We start from the raw sequence: 24142 nt of genomic DNA, 5'->3' as shown, positions 1-24142 counted from the left end.
GGTGGATCCTTTATAGGGAGGCAGATCGTGTTTGCGATGCTCGCTCAAGGGCCCTGGCTAAGAGCGGGCCGATGGCAGCAAGCGTGGCAGGGCGCATCATTTTCTCGTGCCGGCAGACAATGTCGTGGATACTGATGCGGCCGGTGACATAGCGCTGCCAGTCCTCCGGCTGCGATTCCTTGGCGGTCAGCGTCGCCCGGAAGAACAACAGATCCCCTTGGAAGGTTCTTGGTCTGAATTCTCGCATTAAGCGCGGGGCGTCACGAAAATTCCTGAAGATACTCTCAACAAGTCGGTCGTCGAGGGTGGCCAACGCGTCAGTCTTTGCAAGGAGCCCCCGGATTTGCGCGGGAGATGGCACCGCATCCCCGAACTCGACCGGTCGGTCCGAGAACACATCGAGCAGCACCTCCATCAAATCCCGAATAGTCGGTTCAGGAGCAACTGCATCGGGCGCGTTACGCATCGGGTAGCCGTCGAGGTATGCGAGCAGGGAGACCTGCTCCCCCTTGTCCTGCAGGCGATTTGCGATTGCGTGGGCGACATGACAGCCGAAGGACCAGCCGAGCAAGTGATAGGGGCCACAAGGTTGCACTGAGTGTATCTCGTGGAGATAGTCTTCGGCCATTGCCTCAATCGATAATTCCGAAGTCTCCCCGTCGACGAAACCCAAGGCCTGCACGCCGTAGAGGGGGCGGCCCTTTAGGTGCTGTAAGAGACCGGCATACGGCCAAGCGAGGCCGCCGGCAGGGTGGATGCAGAAAAGCGGTGGACGGCTACCTTGGGTGCGCAACGGCAGGAGCACATGGAGGGAGGCGGAGGCGGCCGCCTGCTCGTGATCGGCCTCGGCGAGACCAGCGGCGAGCTGGGCGGGGGTGGGCGCGTCGAATAGGGCCCGGATCGGCAGCTCGACGGCGAGGGCGGCGCGGATGCGGCCAACCAGGCGAGTGGCGAGCAGCGAGTGACCGCCGAGCTCAAAGAAGTTGTCCTCGGGGCCGACACGTTCCAGCCCCAGCAGATCGGCGTAGAGCTTGCATAGCAGCGCCTCCTCTGGCGTCTGCGGCGCCCGCGTGCTGCGGCCCGCCATGACGGGCGCCGGCAGCGCCTTGCGGTCGAGCTTGCCGTTCGGGGTGAGGGGCAGGGCTTCGAGCCCGACGATCGCCGACGGCACCATGTGTTCGGGCAGCCGCGCCGCCGCATGCGCTCGTAGCGCCTGGGCGTCGAGGTCTTGGCCTGCCACCGCCACGACATAGCCGACCAGCTGCTGGCCCCCTGGGCCGTCCGCGCGCGCCACCACCGCTGCCTGTGCGACCGCCGGATGGGCGCTCAGTGCCGCCGCCACCTCTGCCGGCTCGATCCGAACGCCGCGTATTTTGACCTGGTCGTCGACCCGGCCGAGAAAGTCGAGCATGCCGTCCGCCCGCCATCGCGCCAGATCGCCGGTGCGATACATCCGCTCTCCCGGCTCGCCGAACGGGCATGCCACGAACCGTTCCGCCGTCAGGCTCGGGCGCCCGCAATACCCTCGCGCCAGACCCGTCCCCGCAATGTACAGCTCACCCGCCACACCTGCCGGCACCGGACGCAGACTGCCGTCGAGCACGTACACACGAGTGTTCCAGATCGGTCGGCCGATCGGAGGAGGTTCCGGCGCCGTCAGCGGACCACTCATTGTCGCGAAGACCGTCGTCTCGGTCGGACCGTAGACGTTGATCATCCGGCGCTCAGCCGACCATCGCGCCACGAGGTCCGGCGAACAAGCCTCGCCTCCGACCAACAGAGTGGGCAAGACGGTCGAGACGTTGGCATCGCTGCTGGCCAGCGCGGACGGCGGAATCAGGGCATGGGTGATAGAACGGCGGCGCAAGGTGGCGGCGAGTTGGCTGCCGAGCAGTGGGCCGGGGGGCGGCAGCACCAGGCAGGCACCCCCTGCGAAGGCTGTCAATAGCTCCCAAACAGCGGCATCGAAGCTCACCGAGGCGAATTGTAGCACGCGGGAGGCGCTCGTGACGCCTAAGCGCTCGATCTGGCTTTCCGCCAAGCCGGCGAGGCCGCAATGCGAAACGGCGACGCCCTTGGGTGTTCCGGTGGAGCCTGAGGTGTAGATGACGTAGGCGAGGTCGCGAATATCGAGCCGGCGGACGCGGTCGGCGTCAGTGGGAGCGGTGGCAGGAGCAGCGGCGATGGTGGCCCGCAACTGCGGCTCGTCGAGCAGCAGGCGGACGGGGCCGGCCGCAGGCAGGCGGGCGGCCAGTGCGGAGGTGGTGACCAGCGCCGCCGGGCCGGCGTCGTCGAGCATGAAGCTCAGTCGAGCCTCGGGATAGCCGGGATCGAGCGGCAGGTAGGCCGCTCCCGCCTTGAGGATGGCCAGCAGCGCAACGACCATCTCCGGCGAGCGCTCCAGGCAGATCGCCACCACCTGATCGGGCCCGATTCCCAGCCCGATCAGGTGATGCGCCAGCCGGTTAGCGCGGGCGTCAAGTTCGGCATAGCTGAGTTCCTGATCCTCGAAGATGAGCGCCGTGGCCGCAGGACTGCGGCACACCTGCTGCTCGAACAGCGCCGGCAAGGTGGTCTCAGGCACCGGCCGGGCAGTGGCATTCCACTCCTCCACGATCTGCCGGCGCTCGGCGGGTGAAATAATTTCAAAGCGCTGTATCGGTATATCGGGCCATACCTCCAAAGCTTCTACCAGTTGTTCTAGTGCATTGGTCATATAGGTGCAGATCCGATCGACTTCGCTCGTCGACGCCATCTGCACCGTGAGGCGGAAAGTGTCTCCCAGATCGTCCACCGAGAAAGTGAGGGGATAGTTGGACCGCTCCTCAAAACCGAGAAACTCAATTCCCTGCTCGGCGCGATCCAATTCACCAGAAATCTGTGGTTGGTCGCGTTGCTGACGGTAGTTCAGCAGGGCACTGAACAATGGCGCCGGCGCCAAGACCCGGCTACAACGCTGCGCTAAGAGGAGCGGCGCGTGCTCATGGCTCACCAACCGTGCTAGCAGGCCATGCGTCAGCCTTACGCCATCTCGCGGGCTCAGACCGCCAATCCTGATGCGGATCGGTAGCGTGTTGATGAATGGTCCCTGTGCTCGATCCGCGCCAATGCCGGCTTGGAGGCGGCCGGTCAGCACGGTCCCGAACACGACGTCATCTCGTCCTGACACTGCTGCCAGCACGTGCGCCCACGCTAGGTGAAACAGGCTGGCCGCACCGGCTCCGACTGCTTGCGCGGCTGCCTGCAGCCGCCCAGCGAAACGGGAATCCAGCGTCCGGCTTGCCTCCACGATCGCCGTCCCATCCTGTTGGACATCGAGCAAACCGAACGGCGCCGTCGGCTCATCGACATCACCCAGCATTTCCCGGAAAAACATTTCGTGCTTCTCGTCGGTCAGGCCGAGCCGAGCTCGTGCCACGAACTCACGGAACGGCTGCGCCACTGGAAGATGGTCGGCCCGGTTCGCTAGATGCGCCCGGATTTCCCCAAACAGCAGCCTCAAGGACGTAGCATCGTCCACCATATGATGGAAGAGCAACTGCAGGACCCAGCGATTGTTAGACGGATCCTGTGCTATATGGGCCCTTAGCAGCGGCGCCTGTGTGAGATCCAAGCGAAAATGTCGGGGGTTGAACTGCACGCGGAGCTGGTCCGCGATATCACCTGCATGCGGATCGAGACTGATCTCTTCGACCGCGAGATGCGCCTGTCGCCATACCACCTGCACCGGCTCTACCAAGTCCTGCCAAAGCACGGCGGAACGCAGGACATCATTTCGGTGGATCGCTGCCCGTAGTGCTTGCAACAAGTTGTCCACGCGCGGCCGGCTGTCAACGCCCACCGTCACCTGCGACAGGTAGGGATCGCCCGCAGTTGTCGTCAGATGATGGAACAGCATTCCCTCTTGCAGGGGTGTCAGTGGGTAGATGTCCTGGATATTCGCCGCTCCGCCGGGCACATGTTCGACGATCCGAGCGATCTCCCGCTCGCTCAGCTGCACCAGCGGCAGCATGGCTGGCGTTATCACTTCGCACTGCGGCGGAATGCGGTTTTCAGGAACCTCGATGAGGTTACTGCGGCAAGATGTCACTGCTGCCGCTAAGGCAGCCAGTGTGGGTGCTTCAAAAATCGTGCGCACATCGGCGTGAAAGCCTGCCTGGCCTGAGAGTGCAATCAACTTTGGTACCAGCAGCGAATGGCCGCCTAGCGCAAAGAAATTGTCGTGTCGACCGACACGCTCAAGCTGCAGCACCTCAGCCCAGATCGCTGCCAGGAGCTGTTCTGTATACCCCTCAGGCGGCACATAGTCATCTTTGGCCGTCGCCATGACGGGCGCCGGCAGCGCCTTGCGGTCGAGCTTGCCGTTCGGGGTGAGGGGCAGGGCTTCGAGCCCGACGATCGCCGACGGCACCATGTGTTCGGGCAGCCGCGCCGCCGCATGCGCTCGTAGCGCCTGGGCGTCGAGGTCTTGGCCTGCCACCGCCACGACATAGCCGACCAGCTGCTGGCCCCCTGGGCCGTCCGCGCGCGCCACCACCGCTGCCTGTGCGACCGCCGGATGGGCGCTCAGTGCCGCCGCCACCTCTGCCGGCTCGATCCGAACGCCGCGTATTTTGACCTGGTCGTCGACCCGGCCGAGAAAGTCGAGCATGCCGTCCGCCCGCCATCGCGCCAGATCGCCGGTGCGATACATCCGCTCTCCCGGCTCGCCGAACGGGCATGCCACGAACCGTTCCGCCGTCAGGCTCGGGCGCCCGCAATACCCTCGCGCCAGACCCGTCCCCGCAATGTACAGCTCACCCGCCACACCTGCCGGCACCGGACGCAGACTGCCGTCGAGCACGTACACACGAGTGTTCCAGATCGGTCGGCCGATCGACACGGAGGCCTTGTCGCGGTCGCGGCTACACTCCGACGCTGTGACGTCGATAGCGGCTTCCGTAGGCCCGTAGAGATTGTGTAGCGCTACATCCAAACTGGCGAAGAAGAGGGCCTGCAACGTCGCCGGCAGCGCCTCGCCGCTGCAGATCACGCGCCGTAGACCCCGATAGTCACCGGATGCTTGCTCCTGTATAAAAGCCCGAAGCATGGAGGGCACGAAGTGCACCGTGGTAACGCCGTAGCCAGCGATGGTCGCGGCCAGATAGGCCGGATCCTGGTGCCCGCCTGGCCGGGCAAGCACCAGCGCGGCGCCTCCGATTAGCGGCCAGAAGAACTCCCACACCGAGACGTCGAAGCCGGACGGGGTCTTCTGCAGGACTCTGTCGCTGCCGTCGAGGCAATATTCGGCCTGCATCCACAGCAGGCGATTGACGATCGCCTGATCGGAAACGGCGACGCCCTTGGGTGTTCCGGTGGAGCCTGAGGTGTAGATGACGTAGGCGAGGTCGCGAATATCGAGCCGGCGGACGCGGTCGGCGTCAGTGGGAGCGGTGGCAGGAGCAGCGGCGATGGTGGCCCGCAACTGCGGCTCGTCGAGCAGCAGGCGGACGGGGCCGGCCGCAGGCAGGCGGGCGGCCAGTGCGGAGGTGGTGACCAGCGCCGCCGGGCCGGCGTCGTCGAGCATGAAGCTCAGTCGAGCCTCGGGATAGCCGGGATCGAGCGGCAGGTAGGCCGCTCCCGCCTTGAGGATGGCCAGCAGTGCAACGACCATCTCCGGCGAGCGCTCCAGGCAGATCGCCACCACCTGATCGGGCCCGATTCCCAGCCCGATCAGGTGATGCGCCAGCCGGTTAGCGCGGGCGTCAAGTTCGGCATAGCTGAGTTCCTGATCCTCGAAGATGAGCGCCGTGGCCGCAGGGCTGCGGCACACCTGCTGCTCGAACAGCGCCGGCAAGGTGGTCTCAGGCACCGGCCGGGCAGTGGCATTCCACTCCTCCACGATCTGCCGGCGCTCGGCGGGCGCGAGCAGCTCAAACGAACTGATCGGCCGCCCGGGCGCCGCCGCGGCCTCCGCGAGCAGCCGGGTCAGGCGCTCGGCTAGTGCTTCTGCGGTCGCCCCATCGTAGAGGTCAGAGGCGTATTCGAGGGCGGCATCCAGCCCCTGGCACACACCGGTGGCCCCGCTCCGCTCAGCAAAGCTGAAGGTCAGGTCGAACTTGGTGGTGCGCGTGGCGATCGTTTCTGGCGTGACGCTCAGGCCGGCGAGCGCGATGGATGGCGCCGCGGTGTTTTGCAGCACCAGCATGACCTGGAATAGCGGATGGCGTGCCAGGGAGCGCGCTGGATTGAGCTGCTCGATCAGGCGCTCAAATGGCACGTCCTGATGCTGATAAGCGGCGAGGTCGGTCTCGCGTGCCTGGGCCAGGAGATCGGCGAAACTTGGGTCGCCGCGGGTGTCGGTCCTGAGAACCAGGGTATTGACGAAGAAACCCACCAGTCGGTCCAGAGCGGCGTCACCGCGGCCGGCAATAGGAGTACCCAGCGGGATGTCGTCTCCGGCACCCAGGCGCGAGAGGAGCGCCGCCACACCGGCATGCAACACCATGAACAGGCTGGCGCCGTGAGTGCGTGCCAGCTCTAGGAGCTGTGCGTGCAGCACCGCGTTGAGGGAGAAGGCAATCTGGTTGCCGCGGCCGCTCTGCACCGGTGGACGCGGCCGGTCGGCCGGAAGAGCGAGCTCCTCGGGCAGATCGGCCAATGCCGCTTGCCAATAGGCGAGCTGGTTGCCCAGCGGACTGTCGGCGTCGGCCTCGGCACCCAGGAGCTCGTGCTGCCACAACGTGTAGTCGGCATATTGCACCGGCAAGGGCAACCATGCCGGGGCCTCCCCCCCACGGCGGGAGGCATAGGCTTGGCTGAGATCCTCCAGAAGTGGCGCGAGCGACCAGCCATCACAGGCGCTATGATGCAACACTAGCAGCAGCACCTGCCGCTCTGGGGCGAGGCGGAACAAGGTGGCGCGTAGCGGCGGCTCACCCGCGAGATCGAAAGGTTGCGCCGCCGCTTGCTCAAGGGTGAGTGCAAGCTCCTGCTCTTCGATCGCGGCGACGGCGAGGGCAGGTCGGGCAGCTTCGGTCTCGAGGATGTGCTGTGCCGGCACGCCATCGGCCTCCACCAGCAGCGTGCGTAGACACTCGTGCCGCGCCACCACATCTGCGAGCGCGGCCTCCAGCGCCGCGACATCGAGTCGACCCTCGAGCCGCAGCGCCAGCGGGATGGTGTAAGCTGAGCTCGACCCTTCCAGGCGGTCGAGTAACCACAGCCGGGCCTGGGCGAAGGACATCGGGATCACCGCTGGCCGTTGTCGCGGTGAAAGGGCGGGGCGCGGTACCCCCGACCGGCGGGCCTCGGCGAGACCAGCGGCGAGCTGGGCGGGGGTGGGCGCGTCGAATAGGGCCCGGATCGGCAGCTCGACGGCGAGGGCGGCGCGGATGCGGCCAACCAGGCGAGTGGCGAGCAGCGAGTGACCGCCGAGCTCAAAGAAGTTGTCCTCGGGGCCGACACGTTCCAGCCCCAGCAGATCGGCGTAGAGCTTGCATAGCAGCGCCTCCTCTGGCGTCTGCGGCGCCCGCGTGCTGCGGCCCGCCATGACGGGCGCCGGCAGCGCCTTGCGGTCGAGCTTGCCGTTCGGGGTGAGGGGCAGGGCTTCGAGCCCGACGATCGCCGACGGCACCATGTGTTCGGGCAGCCGCGCCGCCGCATGCGCTCGTAGCGCCTGGGCGTCGAGGTCTTGGCCTGCCACCGCCACGACATAGCCGACCAGCTGCTGGCCCCCTGGGCCGTCCGCGCGCGCCACCACCGCTGCCTGTGCGACCGCCGGATGGGCGCTCAGCGCCGCCGCCACCTCTGCCGGCTCGATCCGAACGCCACGTATTTTGACCTGGTCGTCGACCCGGCCGAGAAAGTCGAGCATGCCGTCCGCCCGCCATCGCGCCAGATCGCCGGTGCGATACATCCGCTCCCCCGGCTCGCCGAACGGGCATGCCACGAACCGTTCCGCCGTCAGGCTCGGGCGCCCGCAATACCCTCGCGCCAGACCCGTCCCCGCAATGTACAGCTCACCCGCCACACCTGCCGGCACCGGACGCAGACTGCCGTCGAGCACGTACACACGAGTGTTCCAGATCGGTCGGCCGATCGGAGGAGGTTTGTGCCGATCGTGTTCATCGAGCGTGCATAATGCATATAAGCTGTCGCCGGTGGCTTCCGATGCGCCATAGAAGTTGAAGAACCGCGCCTCCGGCAGGCGCGCATTCAGAGCGGCGACATGGCTTCCGAGCAGCGCTTCACCGCTGGCCAGCCAAGCTCTGCACGAGATCAGGCTGTGCAAACCGGTCTGATCGAGCACGGCATTGAGCAAGCTCGGTACAAGGGTGACCCCAGAGACGCCTCGCAACTCGATCAAGTTTGCGATCTTGGCAGGGTCCCTAGCATAGCACATGGTGCCAGCACGACCGAACTCTTATGGACCAGTGCCCCAAGGAGTTCGGTTGAGCCGTCAATGAAGCTGATGGAGCTTTTCGCAAGCACCGGCCCCTGTCCGTAGACCTGCAGCTCTCCAATCCAGCTCAAACGATTGACAAGGCCGGCATGAAGTCCGGCGACGCCCTTGGGTGTTCCGGTGGAGCCTGAGGTGTAGATGACGTAGGCGAGGTCGCGAATATCGAGCCGGCGGACGCGGTCGGCGTCAGTGGGAGCGGTGGCAGGAGCAGCGGCGATGGTGGCCCGCAACTGCGGCTCGTCGAGCAGCAGGCGGACGGGGCCGGCCGCAGGCAGGCGGGCGGCCAGTGCGGAGGTGGTGACCAGCGCCGCCGGGCCGGCGTCGTCGAGCATGAAGCTCAGTCGAGCCTCGGGATAGCCGGGATCGAGCGGCAGGTAGGCCGCTCCCGCCTTGAGGATGGCCAGCAGCGCAACGACCATCTCCGGCGAGCGCTCCAGGCAGATCGCCACCACCTGATCGGGCCCGATTCCCAGCCCGATCAGGTGATGCGCCAGCCGGTTAGCGCGGGCGTCAAGTTCGGCATAGCTGAGTTCCTGATCCTCGAAGATGAGCGCCGTGGCCGCAGGGCTGCGGCACACCTGCTGCTCGAACAGCGCCGGCAAGGTGGTCTCAGGCACCGGCCGGGCAGTGGCATTCCACTCCTCCACGATCTGCCGGCGCTCGGCGGGTGCGAGCAGCTCAAACGAACTGATCGGCCGCCCGGGCGCGGCAAGCACAGCCTCAAACAACAGCTCCAGTCGCGCCTGGTATGCGGCCAGATCGGCGGACGCGTAGACCGTCGCATTGGCATCGAGAGCAATCTCCAAGGGCGCGTCGGCACCGCGATCGAAGACGTAAAGGTCGAGGTCCCGGACCGGGCCGTTGGCCAAGTTTCGCGCCGCCGCAACATGACCCCCAAAGCTGAGCGCGTAGTCGAACGGCTCAATGTTGATCGCGGTGGTGAACAGATGCTGCCGATTGGCCGCGAGGCCGAGGTCACGGCGCAGGTCCTCATACCGATACCTCTGATGGCGCAGCGCTTGGCGTACCTCCCGGCCAACCTGGCCGATCAGGTCCATGAGGCTTGTGCCTGGCGTCACCGCCAAGCGCAGCGGCACCACATTCGAGACCATGCTCGGAATTTGCCGCAACGTCCGGCCCGCGCGCGCCGTGACCGGGCAGCCGATGACCAGGTCCGCTTGGTCGTGCATTCGATGGAGATAAGCGACCCCCAGCGCGATCATCAGTTGTGGCAGGGTGGCGCCGGCCCTCCGTGCCAGATCCCGCAACGCTTCTCCTGTCTCAACCGGTAGATGTGCCCGATGACGCAGGACGTCGCCGCCCGTCGATCGCCACCCAAGGGCACCCGCCGGTTCAGGCCGGTCTGCAAAGCGCTTGGTCCAATACGCTCGATCCCGCAGGAAAGCTTCTGTCTGGCGGTACTCGGCATCCGACGCAAGCAATTCCGCAAATGTGGGGAACGGGGAACGCTCCGGCACCCGGCCTGCGGCCAACGCCGTGTACACATCGGCCAAACGGCGCGCCAGCAGCGCCGCGCCGTAACCGTCCATGACTATGTGGTGATAATGTTGGAACCAGAAGGCACGGTCGGGCCCCGCCTGGAACAGGGCGTAGGCGAAGAGCGGCCCGTGCACCAGATCGGCCGGCCGGGCGAGGTCCGCCTGCATCCAGGCCTCTGCCGCAGCGCGTGGATCGGCTTCGGCACTGACGTCGATCACCGGGAAGGACCAGTCGGTCCGGCGGCGACGGATTTGCCGCGGCCCCTCGTCACCATCGAAGAAACTAACGTGCAAGCTCTCTGCCTCGCACACCGTCTGGCGTAGCGCCCTCTCGAACAAAATTTGATCGACCGGCCCCTGGATTTCCAGATATTCGGCGATGTTATAGCGCGCGGTCCCCGGCGTGAGTTGCTCGGCCAGCCAGATTTCCGTCTGCGGCGCAGTGAGCCGATGAACGTTCTGCTGCATGCCATTCATGGCTCGCCGCTCCCTGGCTCAACACGGTACGGTGCAGAGGCCATCGGTGAGCTTGCATCGATTCTCTGCCAGCGGAGGTAACTGTCGCAGATCGGCTGCGGCACGGCATCCTGAAGCCGCCGGCCGATCAGAGCCTGCAGGGAAACCTGGAGCATTCTGCTCATTTGTTGCAAGGCGATCAGAATCGGCCGGACAGTCATGCTAGCGTGGCGCATACACCCACGATGACCCGTCGACTGGCAGGGCACCTCCGAGACAGCGGGAAGCCTTCCGGCCCTGCGCGAGACGAACCAGGTGGCGAGCGCCTGTTCAGCGAACCTGTTCACAGTGAGCTTCCTTGTCGGTTCGTGCCGCAGCGTGGTTGCTGATGGCTAAGCAACCGTCGTACCAAGTCAGAAAACTCCTCAAAACAATGCTACTCTGGAGACCGAGCTGCGCTTTATGTCCGACATTGTCAGCAATACGACATTACGGGGAGAACAAGCCTCAAGCAGGTGTCATGCTCCGACGTCGATTCCCATAATATATGGCGATATCCTCGAGGGGGGCTCTGTTGCAAAAACTCCGGTGGGTTGGATAGATCCTTGTCTTGCCTGCCGTTACGCGGCCGGAGCGTCGAGATTTGAGGTGAGCAGAGTTATGGCTTCCGTCAAGGCGCTCGGTCCGATACCGAAAGCCCGCTCGACAATGCGGGCTTCTCCGCGGATGTCGCGCGTCAGGTTGAAAACAGCAGCCTGTCCTTTGCGTAGAGCCCGCATGACCTCGAAACCCTTGATCGTTGCGTAGGCGGTTTTCAACGTGTCGAACCCTTTCACCGGTCTGATCAACTGTTTTAGCTTGCCATGATCGGCCTCAACGACATTGTTCAAATATTTGACCTGCCGATGCACGAGATTTCCTCGGCATTTGCGTTCGGCCTTCAGTTCCGAAATCGCGATCCCGTAAGTCGGCGCCTTGTCGGTGTTGATGACCGTTGGCTTTTCCCAATCCTTCAGACCGTTCAAAGCCTTGCCGAGGAAGCGCTTGGCCGCTTTGCCATTCCGTGTCGGAGACAGATAGAAGCCTTGGAAGGCGGTGATAGGCGACGGAGAAGTCCTCGCGGCATGCCTTGTTTCCGAGCGCGCAGGCAAGCCAGCTCTTTCCGACGCCGGCGGGTCCGATCAACAGCAGGCTATGGCGCTGAGAGATCCAGTCGCAACCGGCGAGCTTCATGAATAGATTGCGGTCCAGGCCTCGGGGGGGCGCGGAAGTCAGCGTTCTCGATCTGGGCGTCATGACGCAGCTTTCCACCCCAGGCGCCTGAAGATAAGGAATCCTTGCCGGTCCGGGCATTGATTGGCTCTTGTAGATTTGGAGCGGAATGCCAAGGCATCACGAAATTGCCGGACCATTCACGATCGCTTTAAATGCAAATCAAAACCTCGTGCTTCACGAAGAAAGGGTTTCGGATGATACAGATCGCCGTTGACACGCCTCAATAAATACTGCCGTTAGTATTAGGCCATTTGAAATAGTGAAGCGGCCGCGAAGCTCTCGTGGACAATCGGCTGCCGGCACACACGTGTGTGGAAGCTGAACAATAAATGAGCCATCTTCTGGAATGATAGTCACCACGGCATCCTGGAAGCCCAGCCATTCACGCGTGAGCGGAAACCACGCCTTGAAGATACTCTCCTTAGCGCTGAAGAGCAGCCGTTCCCAATTGATATGCTCGGATGCGTTCGCGATCCAACGGCGTTCCTCATGGCTCGATATGAGCGACAACACGCCTGAGGGCAGCTCCTCGTCAACTTCGGCATCGATTCCAAGCGCAATGTAGTCCTTCTGCATGGCCACCGCCGCAGCATAGAATCCGGCGCAATGTGTTATGCTGCCAACGATGCCAGACGGCCAAAGCGGTTCCCTGTTAGGTCCGCTTGGGATCGGACAAGACGGAAAGCCAAGTTTGCACAATGCCGCCCTGGCACAGGCCCGCCCGATCGAAAATTCATGCCTTCTGCTCTTGACCGCTGTCGCAATTGCACTCTCTTCTCCGGCCATCACTTGGATTTCGGGGACTTCATTTGCTCGAGATGTTTGCACGGCAACGTTCGGTGGGAGCAGCTTTTCTAGCATCAGATTTCCGCTCATTCGAGCACGTCCTATTTGATCGGGAACTCGTGCAAGATCACGCTGGATCGGTGCATTCTCGCTCGGCGTTAAAATCAATTGCCATGCGTAAGTATGACCTCGTTTTTTTGGATTGGCTGGTCAATCCCAAGCGAATCCGTAATCATCGCCACGTTCGCATCAACTCTCAGTCTTAACCAGCCGCTCGCGGAGAAACGAGCATTCCTTTGAGATCGCCGAACTGCCTGACTATTACAAATACAGCAAGCAGCCCGGCCAGAAGCTCAGCAGTTGCCTGGCTGATTAATAGTCCTTTGAAGCCCCAAATGTCGGGCAACAGCAGTATCGTTGGTACGAATAGATATCCTTGCCTCGCGAATGAAACGACTGCACTCAGACGGGCCTTCCCGAATGACTGAAGCATTGTGATCGCTACATACTGAACACCAAAAAGCCCGAAAAAGAGATGAAACATGATGCAAGTGGAGACAGCGATTTCAGTCATGTCCTCGCTGTCGCTGAAAAGTCGGACGATTGGCCGGGCGAAAATCACAACCACAGCAGAAAAGCTGGCTGAAAATGCAACGGCTATAGAGAGCATGAATTTGGCGGCCCTCTGTACCCGAGCGAAATCCTGTGCTCCCCAGCTGAAACCGAGAACCGCCTGGGAGCCTATGCATAGGCCAGTGATTGGGAGTGCCCCGATCGTCAACAATCGTGCAGCTATGCCCACCGCGGCAACGGAATTGTCGCCGAATTGCGCAGCGGCCCTGTTCAAGAGCACGAACGCAACAGCAGACAAAATGCCAGTGATGGTTGCAGGGGCTCCAATGGCGGCGAGTTGCTGTACGCGCTCACCCCTCCAAGTTATGTAAGAGGGCCGGACACGGACAATTCCCCATTGCTTCACGAAATATAGAAGGTAGAGGCTGGCGGCGGCGAGCTGCGCCGAAAAGGTTGCGAGCGCCGCCCCGCGAATTCCGAGGTGCAGGGAAAAAATCAGAATCGGATCGAGCACGGCATTCAGCACAAAAGCCGTGATCATGGTCCACATGCTGAAGCGTGTATTACCCTCAGCCCTCACTATAAACCCGTTGACCATATTCAATAACATCAGAGTGTAACCAAATAGGAGCGTCGATGCGTAGTCGAGTGCGGCTGGCATTATGGTCGGACTGGCGCCGAGCAACGCGAGAACGTCGCGCAAACCGAAAAGCAGAGCGCCGGTAAGTGCCACTCCGATCGGAGCCGCTAGAGCGAGCGCCAAGCTCGCGCCTCGATTCGCCTCCAAAGAGTTGCCAGCGCCAAGATTGCGCGACACGAACGACGCCGCGCCGACGCCAACCCCCTGCCCAACTGCCGTGAGCAGGACGATCAAGGGTAACGTTATGCTGACTGCTGCGATAGCCTGTGCGCCGAGCCTGCCAACAAAGATTGCATTCACGAACTGTTGAAGCGCATTGATTGACAAACCGATCACGGAGGGAATGGCAAGCCGTATGACGAGGCCGGAAACCTTCCCCTTCAACAAACTGGTATGCTCCGCCGGTGAAGCCATGCGCTCATCTATGCCCTTCATCATCAGTTGCTGTGCCGGTCTCATGCGTAATTGACCCGCTGTGCAGCCTCGCCAAATGCATCGACAGTCCGCAGGAGTTCCTCGCGGAACATCGTACAGAGATTGCGGGTGGTTTCGTAGCCGACTTGTCGTGGATCATATCTCACTTCGATACGCAGTTCGCCCGATTCGCATCCGATGCGAAACCAGAAAAGGTAGTTCATAACGGACTGATCCATATCTTCGCCGATCCACAATCGGTGTGGATCTCTGCATAGCAGACGGCGCGGATAATGATGTTGGAGTCTAGCTCGATAGTTTAGCCCGATGCGGGGTAACGGCAGACGATCGATCCGCTCGCGCACAGCGGGATTCTGGTTCAAGAACTTCAGAGCACGGAAACCTATGCCTTGGCGCGGCAGCGAGCTGCGCTGCCGATATATGGAGCGGGCGCGGTCCAGACGAGACTCCGTTCCGGTAAGGAATAACGGAAGCGGCACCAGTTCACCGACATAACCGATGATTTGAGACGGGTCGATATCGTCGAATAGATGTCCCCTCGTCGAGGTGAGGCTGTCAATCCAGAGGGAGTAATTTCCAAAAGCGCGGCCAAATGCCCCCGAAATAGCCGCGAGCATGAGATCAAAATCCTCGCAATGCGCAGACCTCGCCGCAACCTTGAGAAGTTTCCCGGTTGTCTCCTCATCGATCCTTAAATGATATGTTGCCTGGTCTTTCCAGAGTGGCGCGCAGAATTCTTCATCGATCTGCTTCTCAGAGCCAATGTGGTGGAGCCGTTTGGCCGTTTCGGTTGAAAAACCGGCCGCAGACGAGCCGGCGTCGCTTACCCGCATGTCAAACCGTTCATATGGAAGGCCTTCCCAGTGCTCGAGCTCCGTTTCGGCTTCGCCATTCGCGTATCCGTCCAAACGCTTCAGCCATTGGGTCAGGGTCGTGGTCTCTGTAACCGCTGCGGTTTGGCCCGCAGCGAACGAATTGTAAGCTGCGTCCAGTGCATTCAGGAACAATCTGTATCCGACCCCGTCTGCTACAAAATGATGCAGCAGAAGGAGCAAATAGTAATCGCCGCTTTCCGACGTCCGGAAAGCTGAGACCCTGATAAGAGATGTCAGACCGTCAAATCGAAACGAGCGCTGACGCTCCGCACAGGAGCGCTCAATGACTGCGAGTTGTTCCGATGTGTCTAGACCGACGAGGTCTATTTCCTCTATGAGGGGATGGGGTATCGATCCGATTACCTGCGAGAGGCCGCCCTTAGTTTGCACAATGCGGAGCCTAAGTCCTTCCTCCCGGCCGGCGACATGCGCAAGCGCATGTTCAAGAGTAGAGACGTTTAAGAGGCCGCCGGGCATGAAGAAGAGATCGCCGATATTGTAGTGCTCGCCGATTCCGACACGACTATTCCAATGTGAGACCGCAGGGGTCATTTTCAGCGGTTCATCGGAAATGGGCTCGGCACAGGTCATGGCCGAGGTCTGGTGCGTTGCCAGCGCGCGGATTGTTGGTGTCCGATGCAGTTGGCTAACTGTCAAGTTCAGTCCCGCCTTACGAGCCAGTGTAACGCACCGCACGCTGAGGAGCGAATTTCCACCGATATCAAAGAAGCTATCATCGATGCCGACAGATTTGGCATCCAACAGCTTGTGCCAGATATCGGCAAGGAGCCGCTCGCTCTCCGTCCGCGGCCTAGCGGATTTGGTCCTTCGCATCTTGCGGGACGAGACGGAAGAGAGACGAGCCCGATCTATCTTCCCGCTTGCAGTGAGCGGTATACGGTGCACGATCCGAACATCTGACGGAATCATGTAGGAGGGCAGTGTCTGCCGCAGATGGTTCACAATGGCTCCAGAGGTCAGGCCGTCGAGAGCTGGGACCACAAGCGAAACCAGTCGCCGATCATCGTCTTCGCCCTGAACAAATGCGGCGGCCTGCGCAACACTGGAATGAGCGACGAGCGCCGCTTCAAGTTCCTCCAGCTCAATTCGGAATCCCCGAAGCTGAATTTGGTTATCTGCTCGACCGCAAATTTCCAGAAGGCCTTTGGCGGAGATGCGGGCAATATCACCGCTGCGATAGAGGATGCTGTATTGACCTTCGCCGTACGAATTTGGAACGAAATGGTGCTTTGTTCGCTCTGGGTCCTTCCAATACCTGGTGCTCACGCAGCGTCCGGCAACGCAGAGCTCACCTGCGACTCCGGCAGGAACCTGCTTCAATTGTGTGTCAAGGACGTAAACTTTTACATTGTCGATCGGGCGCCCGACCGGCACAGCTGAAGAGCCGTCGTCGGCGATCGATGTTTGGTACACGGCTGCATTAGACGCGCACTCGGTCGTGCCGTAAAAATTCCATAGCGGCACATCTGGAAAGCACTCTCGCCAGCGAATGGGAAGCGACGGCGGCATCAGTTCAGCGCTGCTTGTGACCAGTCGCAAGTTGGTTGTTTCCGGATGTCGCTTTTGAGAAGCGATTAAACCGGACAGAATGGGCGGAGAGGCAAACAACCGCGTGACGCGATGTCGTCCCAATGCCCTCAATAAGAGGTCGGGGTCGAGCACCTGCTCCTGCGTCAGGATCAGCGTGGGCACTCCCTTCAGCAACCCTCCAAAATACTCCCATACCGCGGCAACGAGTGTTGCTGACTTCTGTGCCACCATCACGTCGACGCCATCGAAGGGGAAGCATCGCCACATCCAGTTCAGTCGGTTGAGTATCGCAGATTCGGGTATGAGTACGCCCTTCGCCTTCCCCGTTGAGGATGAAGTGTAAATTAGGCTGGCCGCGTCCTGAGTGGGCAACTCGACAGTTCGGTGGCAGATCCGGCCAGGGCCGGATCCAGCTTGGAGGACAGCCAGGTCGACGCACGGCACGCCGAAATCGGCCTCTGCGTCCATGCCGGTATGAATAAGGAGCCTCGCGCCGCTATTTCTTACGATGTGGCTGACCCGTTCCCTTGGGTAATCAGGCGAGATCGGCACAATCGTTGCCTGCAAATCCCTGATTGCCAAACTTGTTGCCGCTACATCCGGCGACCGGTCGACCAGCATGGCAACGATGTCGCCCGCTCCCACCCCGCAAGTTCGCAGAAGCGACTGGATTGTAGCCATTCGGTCGCGCAGTTGGCCGAAGGTGATTTCTCCGAACTCGCCGAAGTACGCCACCCGATCGCTGTTTGAAGCGCTTACCTGATTGAACGCCTCCGTAAGCGAAGGCTGGTCCTCATACGACTGCTCGTCGCCCTTGAGCGAGTTTAGGATGGCGATTTCCGACGGGCTGGGGGCGCTCAGGGCGACAATCGACTCGTCAGACCTCTCAACACAGACAGTAATGAGGTGGCGAAGATTATCGGCCATGCGAGCGATCACATCGCTTGAGAATGTGTCTTGCGCATAAGCCAGCTGCATTGCAATTTCATCGCCTTCATCTTGTGCATAAAGGGTAAGGTCGAACTTCACATAACCCGTGTCGTATTCGCGAAATGTCAGTTGCAGATCGCGTTTGCCCGATGGCTCCGGCGGCTCGGAGTACATGTTGAACATGACTTGGAAGATCGGCGATCGACCATGCTCGCGCAGGAACCTGGTATCTCTGACCATCCAGCTGAATGGATAGTCCGAATTCGCGATGGCATCGCTCATGAGGTCCTGCACATGAGCCGCGTGAGCCGCGAAAGACTGATTGATGTCGATCTTCGTTCGGATTGGCAGCATGTTGAGGAAAAAGCCTACGATTTCCTCGGTGCCTGGTTGGCTACGCACGACGTGCGGCATACCAACGACAACGTCGTCTTGGCCGCTATACATACGCAACAGCAGCTTGAAGCATGCCAAGAGGACAGCCGAAGTCGTGCACCTGTGCCGGCGCGCAAAATTTCGCACGTGGTCAGACAGCTCGCCGCCAAGAAGAACCGCATGCGAGTTCCCGCGGTAGGAGCCCACTTTCGGCCGCACTCGATCGCTCCCGAGCGAAAGTACGGGAGGATTGTCGCCTATTTGCCGGCGCCAATAGTGGCGCTGGCCCTCCAGCGACTCCGGCGTAACATTTTCATTTTCCCAGAGCGCATAAGTCGAGAGTGATGGGCGATCCGTCGGAGAGACGGCAGCGTCTTGGGAGTATCTCGTTTGCAAATTTCTGAGCAGGATCGAAACTGACCATGCATCTATGATAATTTCGTGCGCGGTTATCAGCATGAGATGATCGTCCGCGCCAAGACGGATCAGCCGTGGTCGAAACAAATGCCCTTGGCTGAGATCAAAAGGGCTGGCGAGCTCCTTCAGTCGCAGTTCCGTCACAAGTTCCTCGGCCTGCTGTTCACTTAGATCGGTGGCATCTATCAACTCCAGATCGGCGCTAGGCGGATCATCAAAAATCTGAACCGGCCAGTCTTCGTCGATGAAGCGCGCGCAAAGCGCGTCATGCGCCTGAACAACGTCGCGCCAGGCTTTATTGAACGCGATCAGATCGATAGCACCCCGGATACGCACGCCGCCCTGAATCATGTAGTTTTTCGCGGTCGGATCAAGCTGCCAGAGAAACCAAAGGTGTTCTTGCACCCGCGTCAGGGGTGATCGCCTGAGGTTCCCGCAGGCTGGCAGTATCGTCTGCATCGTGTCGGATGGGCTCGATATTGACGCAGCAAGCGACCTGACGGTCCCATTCAGGACAATCCTGAAGTCCACCTTAGTCCCGAGCTGCCTTTGAACCTGAACCAATATAAGCATCGCTCGGAGCGAGTCGCCACCGAGGTCGATAAATTGGTCGCTGACGCCGATATCCTTGATCCGAAGAACGCTTGACCAAATATCCCGTAGCGTCCGTTCGAGTTCGGTCTTTGGTTCCTCGAATGGATTCGGCAGCTCGGGTCGAATGGTCGTCGAATCCGGCAAGGCGGTAAGATCCACTTTTCCGTTTCGGGTAACCGGAAGCCGGTCGACGCGAATGATGCGTTCCGGCAGCATGTAGGCAGGAAGCGCTTCGGCAACGAAGCTTCTGAGTTCTCGTTCTGAAAGTTCGGCAGGAGCCGACACATAGGCGACAATTCGCCGTGGTCCTGTTTGCCGGTCGGTGTTGTTTATGTCCCGAGCCGTGAGCTTCACGCTCTCGGCGACGGGTGCAACCGCGGCGGCGGCATTTACCAGAGGGTGAGCGCAGAGGCGAGACTCGATCTCTCCAAGTTCGATCCGATGCCCGCGGATCTTGATCTGACGATCTCGTCGGCCAAGACATACCAGCAGGCCATCCGCCCCGAGGCGTCCGAGATCGCCCGTTTTGTAGAGCTGCCGATAAGATGAATGGTCCGAAAAGGGATTTGACGAAAAGGATTCCTCGGTCCGCGCCTTATCGTTGACGTAACCGTCAGCGACACCTGCTCCACTAACACAAATTTCCCCAACTTCTCCCGTCTTGCACAGACGCAACCCGTTAGCGACGTAAACCTTAAGGTTGGCAATCGGCTTACCGATGGGGACATAGGCGTCAGCTGTGCTGGGCGGGAGAGATATCAAATGATGCGTAACTCCATCCGCACATTCAGTCGGGCCGTAGTGATTGAGAATTGGTATTTGAGGATAGAGTGTCAGCCAGCTGCGCGCCAATGCGGGCGTCAGCGGCTCGCCGACCGTGGACACCATGCGTAGGGCGCCGAGAAGCCGCCCGTCGGCCGAAAGGGCCTGCAGATATTCGACGAATACCGCAAGCACCGATGGGACGAATTGGACGATTGTTGCGCGATGTGCGTGCAAGGCCTCAAGAAGGGCCATCGGAGATTTCACGGTCGCATCATCTATGAGCGCGACGCAACTGCCGACACATAACCCTGCCAAAAGCTGCCACAGTGAGATATCAAAGCCGTGCGAAGCAGTTTGTGCGACACAGTCCCTATCGCTGAGCTCGAGTGCATCTATCTTGGCCATCAAATGGTTGTTTAAGCCAGCGCGCTTGACCATCACTCCTTTAGGTTTGCCCGTCGAGCCGGACGTAAAAAGAATGTAGGCAAGACGGCTTTCAATCGAAGTAGGCACTGCAGCAGAGGCACGGCCGCCGAGTAGCGCCGTCTGCACCGTCAAAAATTCTGGGCTGCAGTTGCCGCTTTCCTGAAACAGACCAAGCGCTTTCGGTCTTTCCGGCCCAATGATCAGGGTGCATTCACTCTGCTCAATCATGAAAGAAATGCGGGAGGCCGGCAAGGATGGATCAAGCGGCAAATAAGTTGAGCCGCTTTTTAGAATCGCGATTACAGTGGTTGCCCAATGAAGGTTTCGTTCACCACAATAGCCAACGACCATGCCCTGCGCCTTGCGCTCTCGCAGCGCTCTCGCAATTCGATCCGACTGCACTCGCAGGTCACCATATGTGAGTTCTTCCGCGCCATGCTTAATCGCTATCTTGTCCGGGAACGACACCGCGATTTCATCTATAGCGGCGACTAAATCGATAGGCTGACTTCCGACAAATTCGGACTTCGCAGTCTGGCCTTCGTTGAGCATAAGTTTCCTCGTAGGTTGGGGCGGTTAGTAGGTCCCAGCTGCCAATTTTTCCCTGTCGGATCCAGTAAGCTCCAAAAGTCATGCCAGTTACGCGAAGAGCGCTACCGCAAATTATACCGTTACGTTTCAGTAGTTTAACGGCGCGCCAGCAGATTGCGTCGGACCGGCGCGTGTCGCGAAATCGACGAACCCGACAATAGAGGAGCCCACTTGTGTTTTCTTGGGATATGGCCCGTAGCGGCCTGCTGCTCTTTTTGCGCCGGGGCATGTGGGGATGGGCTCAGGTGCTGGCCGAACCAGCAATCACCCCGCGAGAGCAGAATTACCCATCATCAATTGCTTGTCCGCTGCACGGCGGACACAGCGCCGTCGTTCACGTCCTTGCGACAATCGCCATGAGCACCAACGATCGGAGGTCACCATGAATGTACATCTCAAAGTCCAGCCTCATCACCTCGAACGCGGCGCCTACCTCTACATCCGCCAGTCTTCCATGCGGCAAGTCGTTGAGAACGTTGAGAGCGCCAGGCGGCAATATGCGCTTCGGGGACGCGCTGTCGCCCTCGGCTGGCGCGACGAGCAGATTATCGTCATCGACAACGATCAAGGAGAGTCCGGTGCATCGGCGGCGTGGCGCGAGGGGTTTCAGCGGCTGGTCAGCGATGTCGGCATGGGGCATGCCGGGATCGTCATGGGCCTGGAGGTCTCCCGTCTGGCGCGCAACAATGCCGACTGGCAGCGTCTGCTGGAGATCTGTGCCCTTGCCGACACCCTGATCCTCGACGAGGACGGCGTCTATGATCCGGCAAGTTTCAACGACCGGCTCCTGCTCGGCCTGAAGGGAACAATGAGTGAGGCCGAGCTGCATGTGATCAAAGCCCGGCTGCGCGGCGGCATTCTCAATAAGGTGCGGCGCGGCGAGTTTCGTTGCCTCCTACCGACCGGGCTGGTCTATGACCATTTCGGCAATGTGACTCTTGATCCAGACATGCAAGTCAGAGAAACGATCATTCATTTCTTTGAGATGTTCTCTCGCCTCGGGTCCGCCTCCCAGACCGTCAAGGTCTTTCGCAATGAAGGCCTATTGTTTCCATCGCGCCTACACAACGGCGGCACGCTATTTCGGCCGCTGACCGCATCGACGGCGATGCGTGTCCTGAACAATCCGCGCTACGCTGGCGCCTATACCTATGGCCGACGACAGTTTCGACGCACCATCGACGGCAAAAAGACTCTGCGTGCGCGCGACATTGATGACTGGCCGGCCTGCATTCCCGATGCTCATCCCGGCTATATCAGCTGGGAGCGACATCAGGAGAATCTGAAGATCCTCAAGGCGAATGGCCGTGGATTTGAAGCGGCACGAGCTTCAATCCCAAGGGAGGGACCGGCACTGCTGCAAGGCCGGGCCGTGTGTGGGCAGTGCGGCAGCCATCTTAGGGTTCGCTATGCGGCGCGACGTGGCCGGCAGGAAGCCTGGTACATTTGTAATCGTGCCCGCATTTATCGTGCGGAGCCTATGTGTCAGTCGATCGCTGGGCCTCCCGTCGATGAAGCCATCGGTATGCTGATTGCCGAGCAGATGACGCCGGCGGCCGTCGAACTCGCTCTCGAAGTCCGCAAGGAGATCCAAGCCCGGCATGAAGAAGCAGACCGGCTGCGCTGTCGCGCAATCGAACGCGCCCAAACGGAAGCCGAGCTCGCTCAGCGCCGCTTCATGCTTGTCGATCCTAGTAACCGCCTCGTCGCCGACACGCTCGAAGGTGAATGGAACGAGAAGCTTCGCACGCTGGCCAGTGCCCGCGAAGAGCGCGAACGTGGCCGAGAGCACGATCAATTCATCCTCGATAAAGCTGTCCACGAACGGTTAGTCGCGATGACGGCCGACTTCAACCAGCTCTGGAAAGATCCGGATACCCCAAGCCGCGAACGCAAGCGATTGCTGGCCCACATCATCGAGGACGTCACTCTCTTAAAGCTGCCGGCGGAAGGAACCACCAAGCTTCACGTTCGCTTCAAGGGGGGGGAAATCCAGACGGTCACTACCATGAACCCAAAATCCTCCGCTCAGCAGATCAAGACAAAGCCCAGTATCGTTGAACTGATCGATAAGCTTCTCGATGATTACATTTATCCCGAGATCGCCGAGATTCTGAACGAGCAGGGTCATCGCCCAGGTGGAACGGCACGCCGAGGCTGCCATAACGCCCGCATTACACCTCTCAAAGTCGCCTATCTCATCCACGAATATAAGCTGCGATCACGATATGATCGGCTGCGACAGCGGGGAATGCTGACAAGACAGGAAGCGGCAGTGCACCTCAAGATCAGCGAGCAAACCGCCGCCAGATGGGCCAAGTATGGCCTCGTTACCAGACATGCCTACAATGGGCACTATAGCCTGTACGAAATCCCCGATGGAGACCTGCCGCAAAAGCAATGCAGCCGTTGGAACCAACTTCAAGATCGCGCTGCTGCGCGCCGACAAACGCAAACTGAGCCAAGAACATCAACTGGCGAGGAAAGAGGTGTAGTATGAACGCCGATCGTTGTAGTAGAGGCAGAACCCCTGGCCATCCCAAAACAAAAGCTTGATGCGATCACCGCGACGGCCTCGGAACGCAAACACCGAACCGGACGCGGGCTTCTGGCGAAGCGACGACTGCACCAGCGCCATCCGCCCATCGATCCCCTTGCGCATGTCCGTCACGCCGCAGGCGAGATAGACGCGCGCATTTGCGCCTGGCGCAATCATGCGTCTTCCACCGAGCGGATCAGCGCTTTCAGGACGTCAGGCGCTATATTGGCCTCGACCTTCAAGACACGGCCGCCCTTGCAGCCGATCTCGATCCGCATGGGACGTGCCGACCGCTTTGCCGTAGGCTTGTTCACCGGAGCCGCTCGCTCGGCTTCGTCGCTCGATTCCGGGGCGATCAATGCGACCGGCAGGAAAGAAACCAGCGGCTCAGCCTGCTCCGCCGCGAACTTCCGCCGCCAGGTATAAATCTGCTGGGGTTTGATATCGTGCCGCCGAGCGACGTCGGCGATCCTGGCATCTGGGTCCGCCGCTTCTACCAATATCGAAAGCTTCTCGTCGTCGGACCAATCACGCCGACGCTCGACGCCTGTCAAAATCTCCATGCGGCCCATAGTTCATCCCTGATGACGTCTCTAATGACGGAATTAGTGACGTAACTTCAGGTGTTCGCGGGAAATCTCAAAGACGGCCTCACCGGACGCTTACGCTCGAGGTTCATCTGTACGCTGAAAGAAGTCGCCGGCATGATCGGCGAGAACCTCGAATAATCGAGGAGGTGACCGCCAACTCGGACAATATCGCCGAGGGCGAATTGGTATATGTCCGCGATGGCAGTGAAGATGAAAAGGCCTGACCGAAAATGGAATTGACGACCTTCGAGATCTCCTGGCCGACATACGGACGTGGGATGGTGGAATCCGCCAGTTCCTCGTCGATGAGCAATGCGATCCCGAGATGATCGAGCGGCGTTATGACAGATGAGCTAAGCCGCAAGTCCTAAACCGCGCCTCG

8 protein-coding genes and 3 pseudogenes are annotated in these 24142 nt (G+C 60.7%); 1 reads left to right on the top strand and 10 read right to left on the bottom strand.

The window, feature by feature from the left end:
* Positions 1-10: 10 nt before the first annotated feature.
* From QA648_RS33875 to QA648_RS33845, 7 genes and pseudogenes are all read right to left on the bottom strand, one after another.
* The gene (locus QA648_RS33875; protein WP_283054434.1) at positions 11-8347 is read right to left on the bottom strand and encodes a non-ribosomal peptide synthetase; all 8337 of its coding nucleotides are present in this window, start codon (positions 8345-8347) and stop codon (positions 11-13) included.
* Positions 8344-10419 carry a condensation domain-containing protein gene (locus QA648_RS33870; protein WP_283054433.1) on the bottom strand — a complete coding sequence of 692 codons (2076 nt, stop codon included), beginning with the start codon at positions 10417-10419 and terminating at the stop codon, positions 8344-8346. Before QA648_RS33870 ends, QA648_RS33875 begins: the two co-directional genes overlap by 4 nt.
* Before the next feature lie 599 nt (positions 10420-11018).
* Positions 11019-11480 (bottom strand): annotated as a pseudogene (locus QA648_RS33865) (DDE-type integrase/transposase/recombinase); the annotation flags it as partial.
* Positions 11479-11704: pseudogene (locus QA648_RS33860) on the bottom strand (ATP-binding protein); the annotation flags it as partial. The pseudogenes QA648_RS33860 and QA648_RS33865, both read right to left, overlap by 2 nt.
* 143 nt (positions 11705-11847) lie before the next feature.
* On the bottom strand, positions 11848-12549 hold the full coding sequence (locus QA648_RS33855) for a 4'-phosphopantetheinyl transferase superfamily protein (RefSeq protein WP_283054432.1): 702 nt from the start codon (positions 12547-12549) through the stop codon (positions 11848-11850).
* 172 nt (positions 12550-12721) lie between these two features.
* Positions 12722-14131, bottom strand: coding sequence for an MATE family efflux transporter (locus QA648_RS33850; protein WP_283054431.1), 1410 nt, complete (start codon positions 14129-14131; stop codon positions 12722-12724).
* Complete coding sequence (locus tag QA648_RS33845; protein ID WP_283054430.1) at positions 14128-20592, bottom strand: non-ribosomal peptide synthetase; 6465 nt, start codon at positions 20590-20592, stop codon at positions 14128-14130. The genes QA648_RS33850 and QA648_RS33845 overlap by 4 nt, the downstream gene beginning before the upstream one ends.
* A gap of 421 nt (positions 20593-21013) precedes the next feature.
* Between QA648_RS33845 and QA648_RS33840 the strand changes: the two genes are divergently transcribed.
* Complete coding sequence (locus QA648_RS33840) at positions 21014-23131, top strand: recombinase family protein (protein ID WP_283054429.1); 2118 nt, start codon at positions 21014-21016, stop codon at positions 23129-23131.
* Here QA648_RS33840 and tnpB read toward each other — a convergent pair.
* From tnpB to QA648_RS33825, 3 genes and pseudogenes are all read right to left on the bottom strand, one after another.
* Entirely contained in the window at positions 23102-23347 is a 246-nt protein-coding gene (tnpB, locus tag QA648_RS33835) for an IS66 family insertion sequence element accessory protein TnpB (RefSeq protein WP_283054428.1), read from the bottom strand. The genes QA648_RS33840 and tnpB overlap by 30 nt on opposite strands.
* A complete protein-coding gene (locus QA648_RS33830) occupies positions 23344-23733 on the bottom strand; it encodes a transposase (protein ID WP_283054427.1) in 390 nt (129 codons plus the stop codon). Before QA648_RS33830 ends, tnpB begins: the two co-directional genes overlap by 4 nt.
* 279 nt (positions 23734-24012) lie before the next feature.
* Positions 24013-24112, bottom strand: a pseudogene (locus tag QA648_RS33825) (IS5/IS1182 family transposase); the annotation flags it as partial.
* Positions 24113-24142 lie beyond the last annotated feature (30 nt).

Origin of the sequence: Rhizobium sp. CB3171, from assembly GCF_029714265.1 — a bacterium.
Taxonomy (GTDB): domain Bacteria; phylum Pseudomonadota; class Alphaproteobacteria; order Rhizobiales; family Rhizobiaceae; genus Rhizobium.
This window is presented reverse-complemented; position numbering and strand designations above follow the sequence as displayed.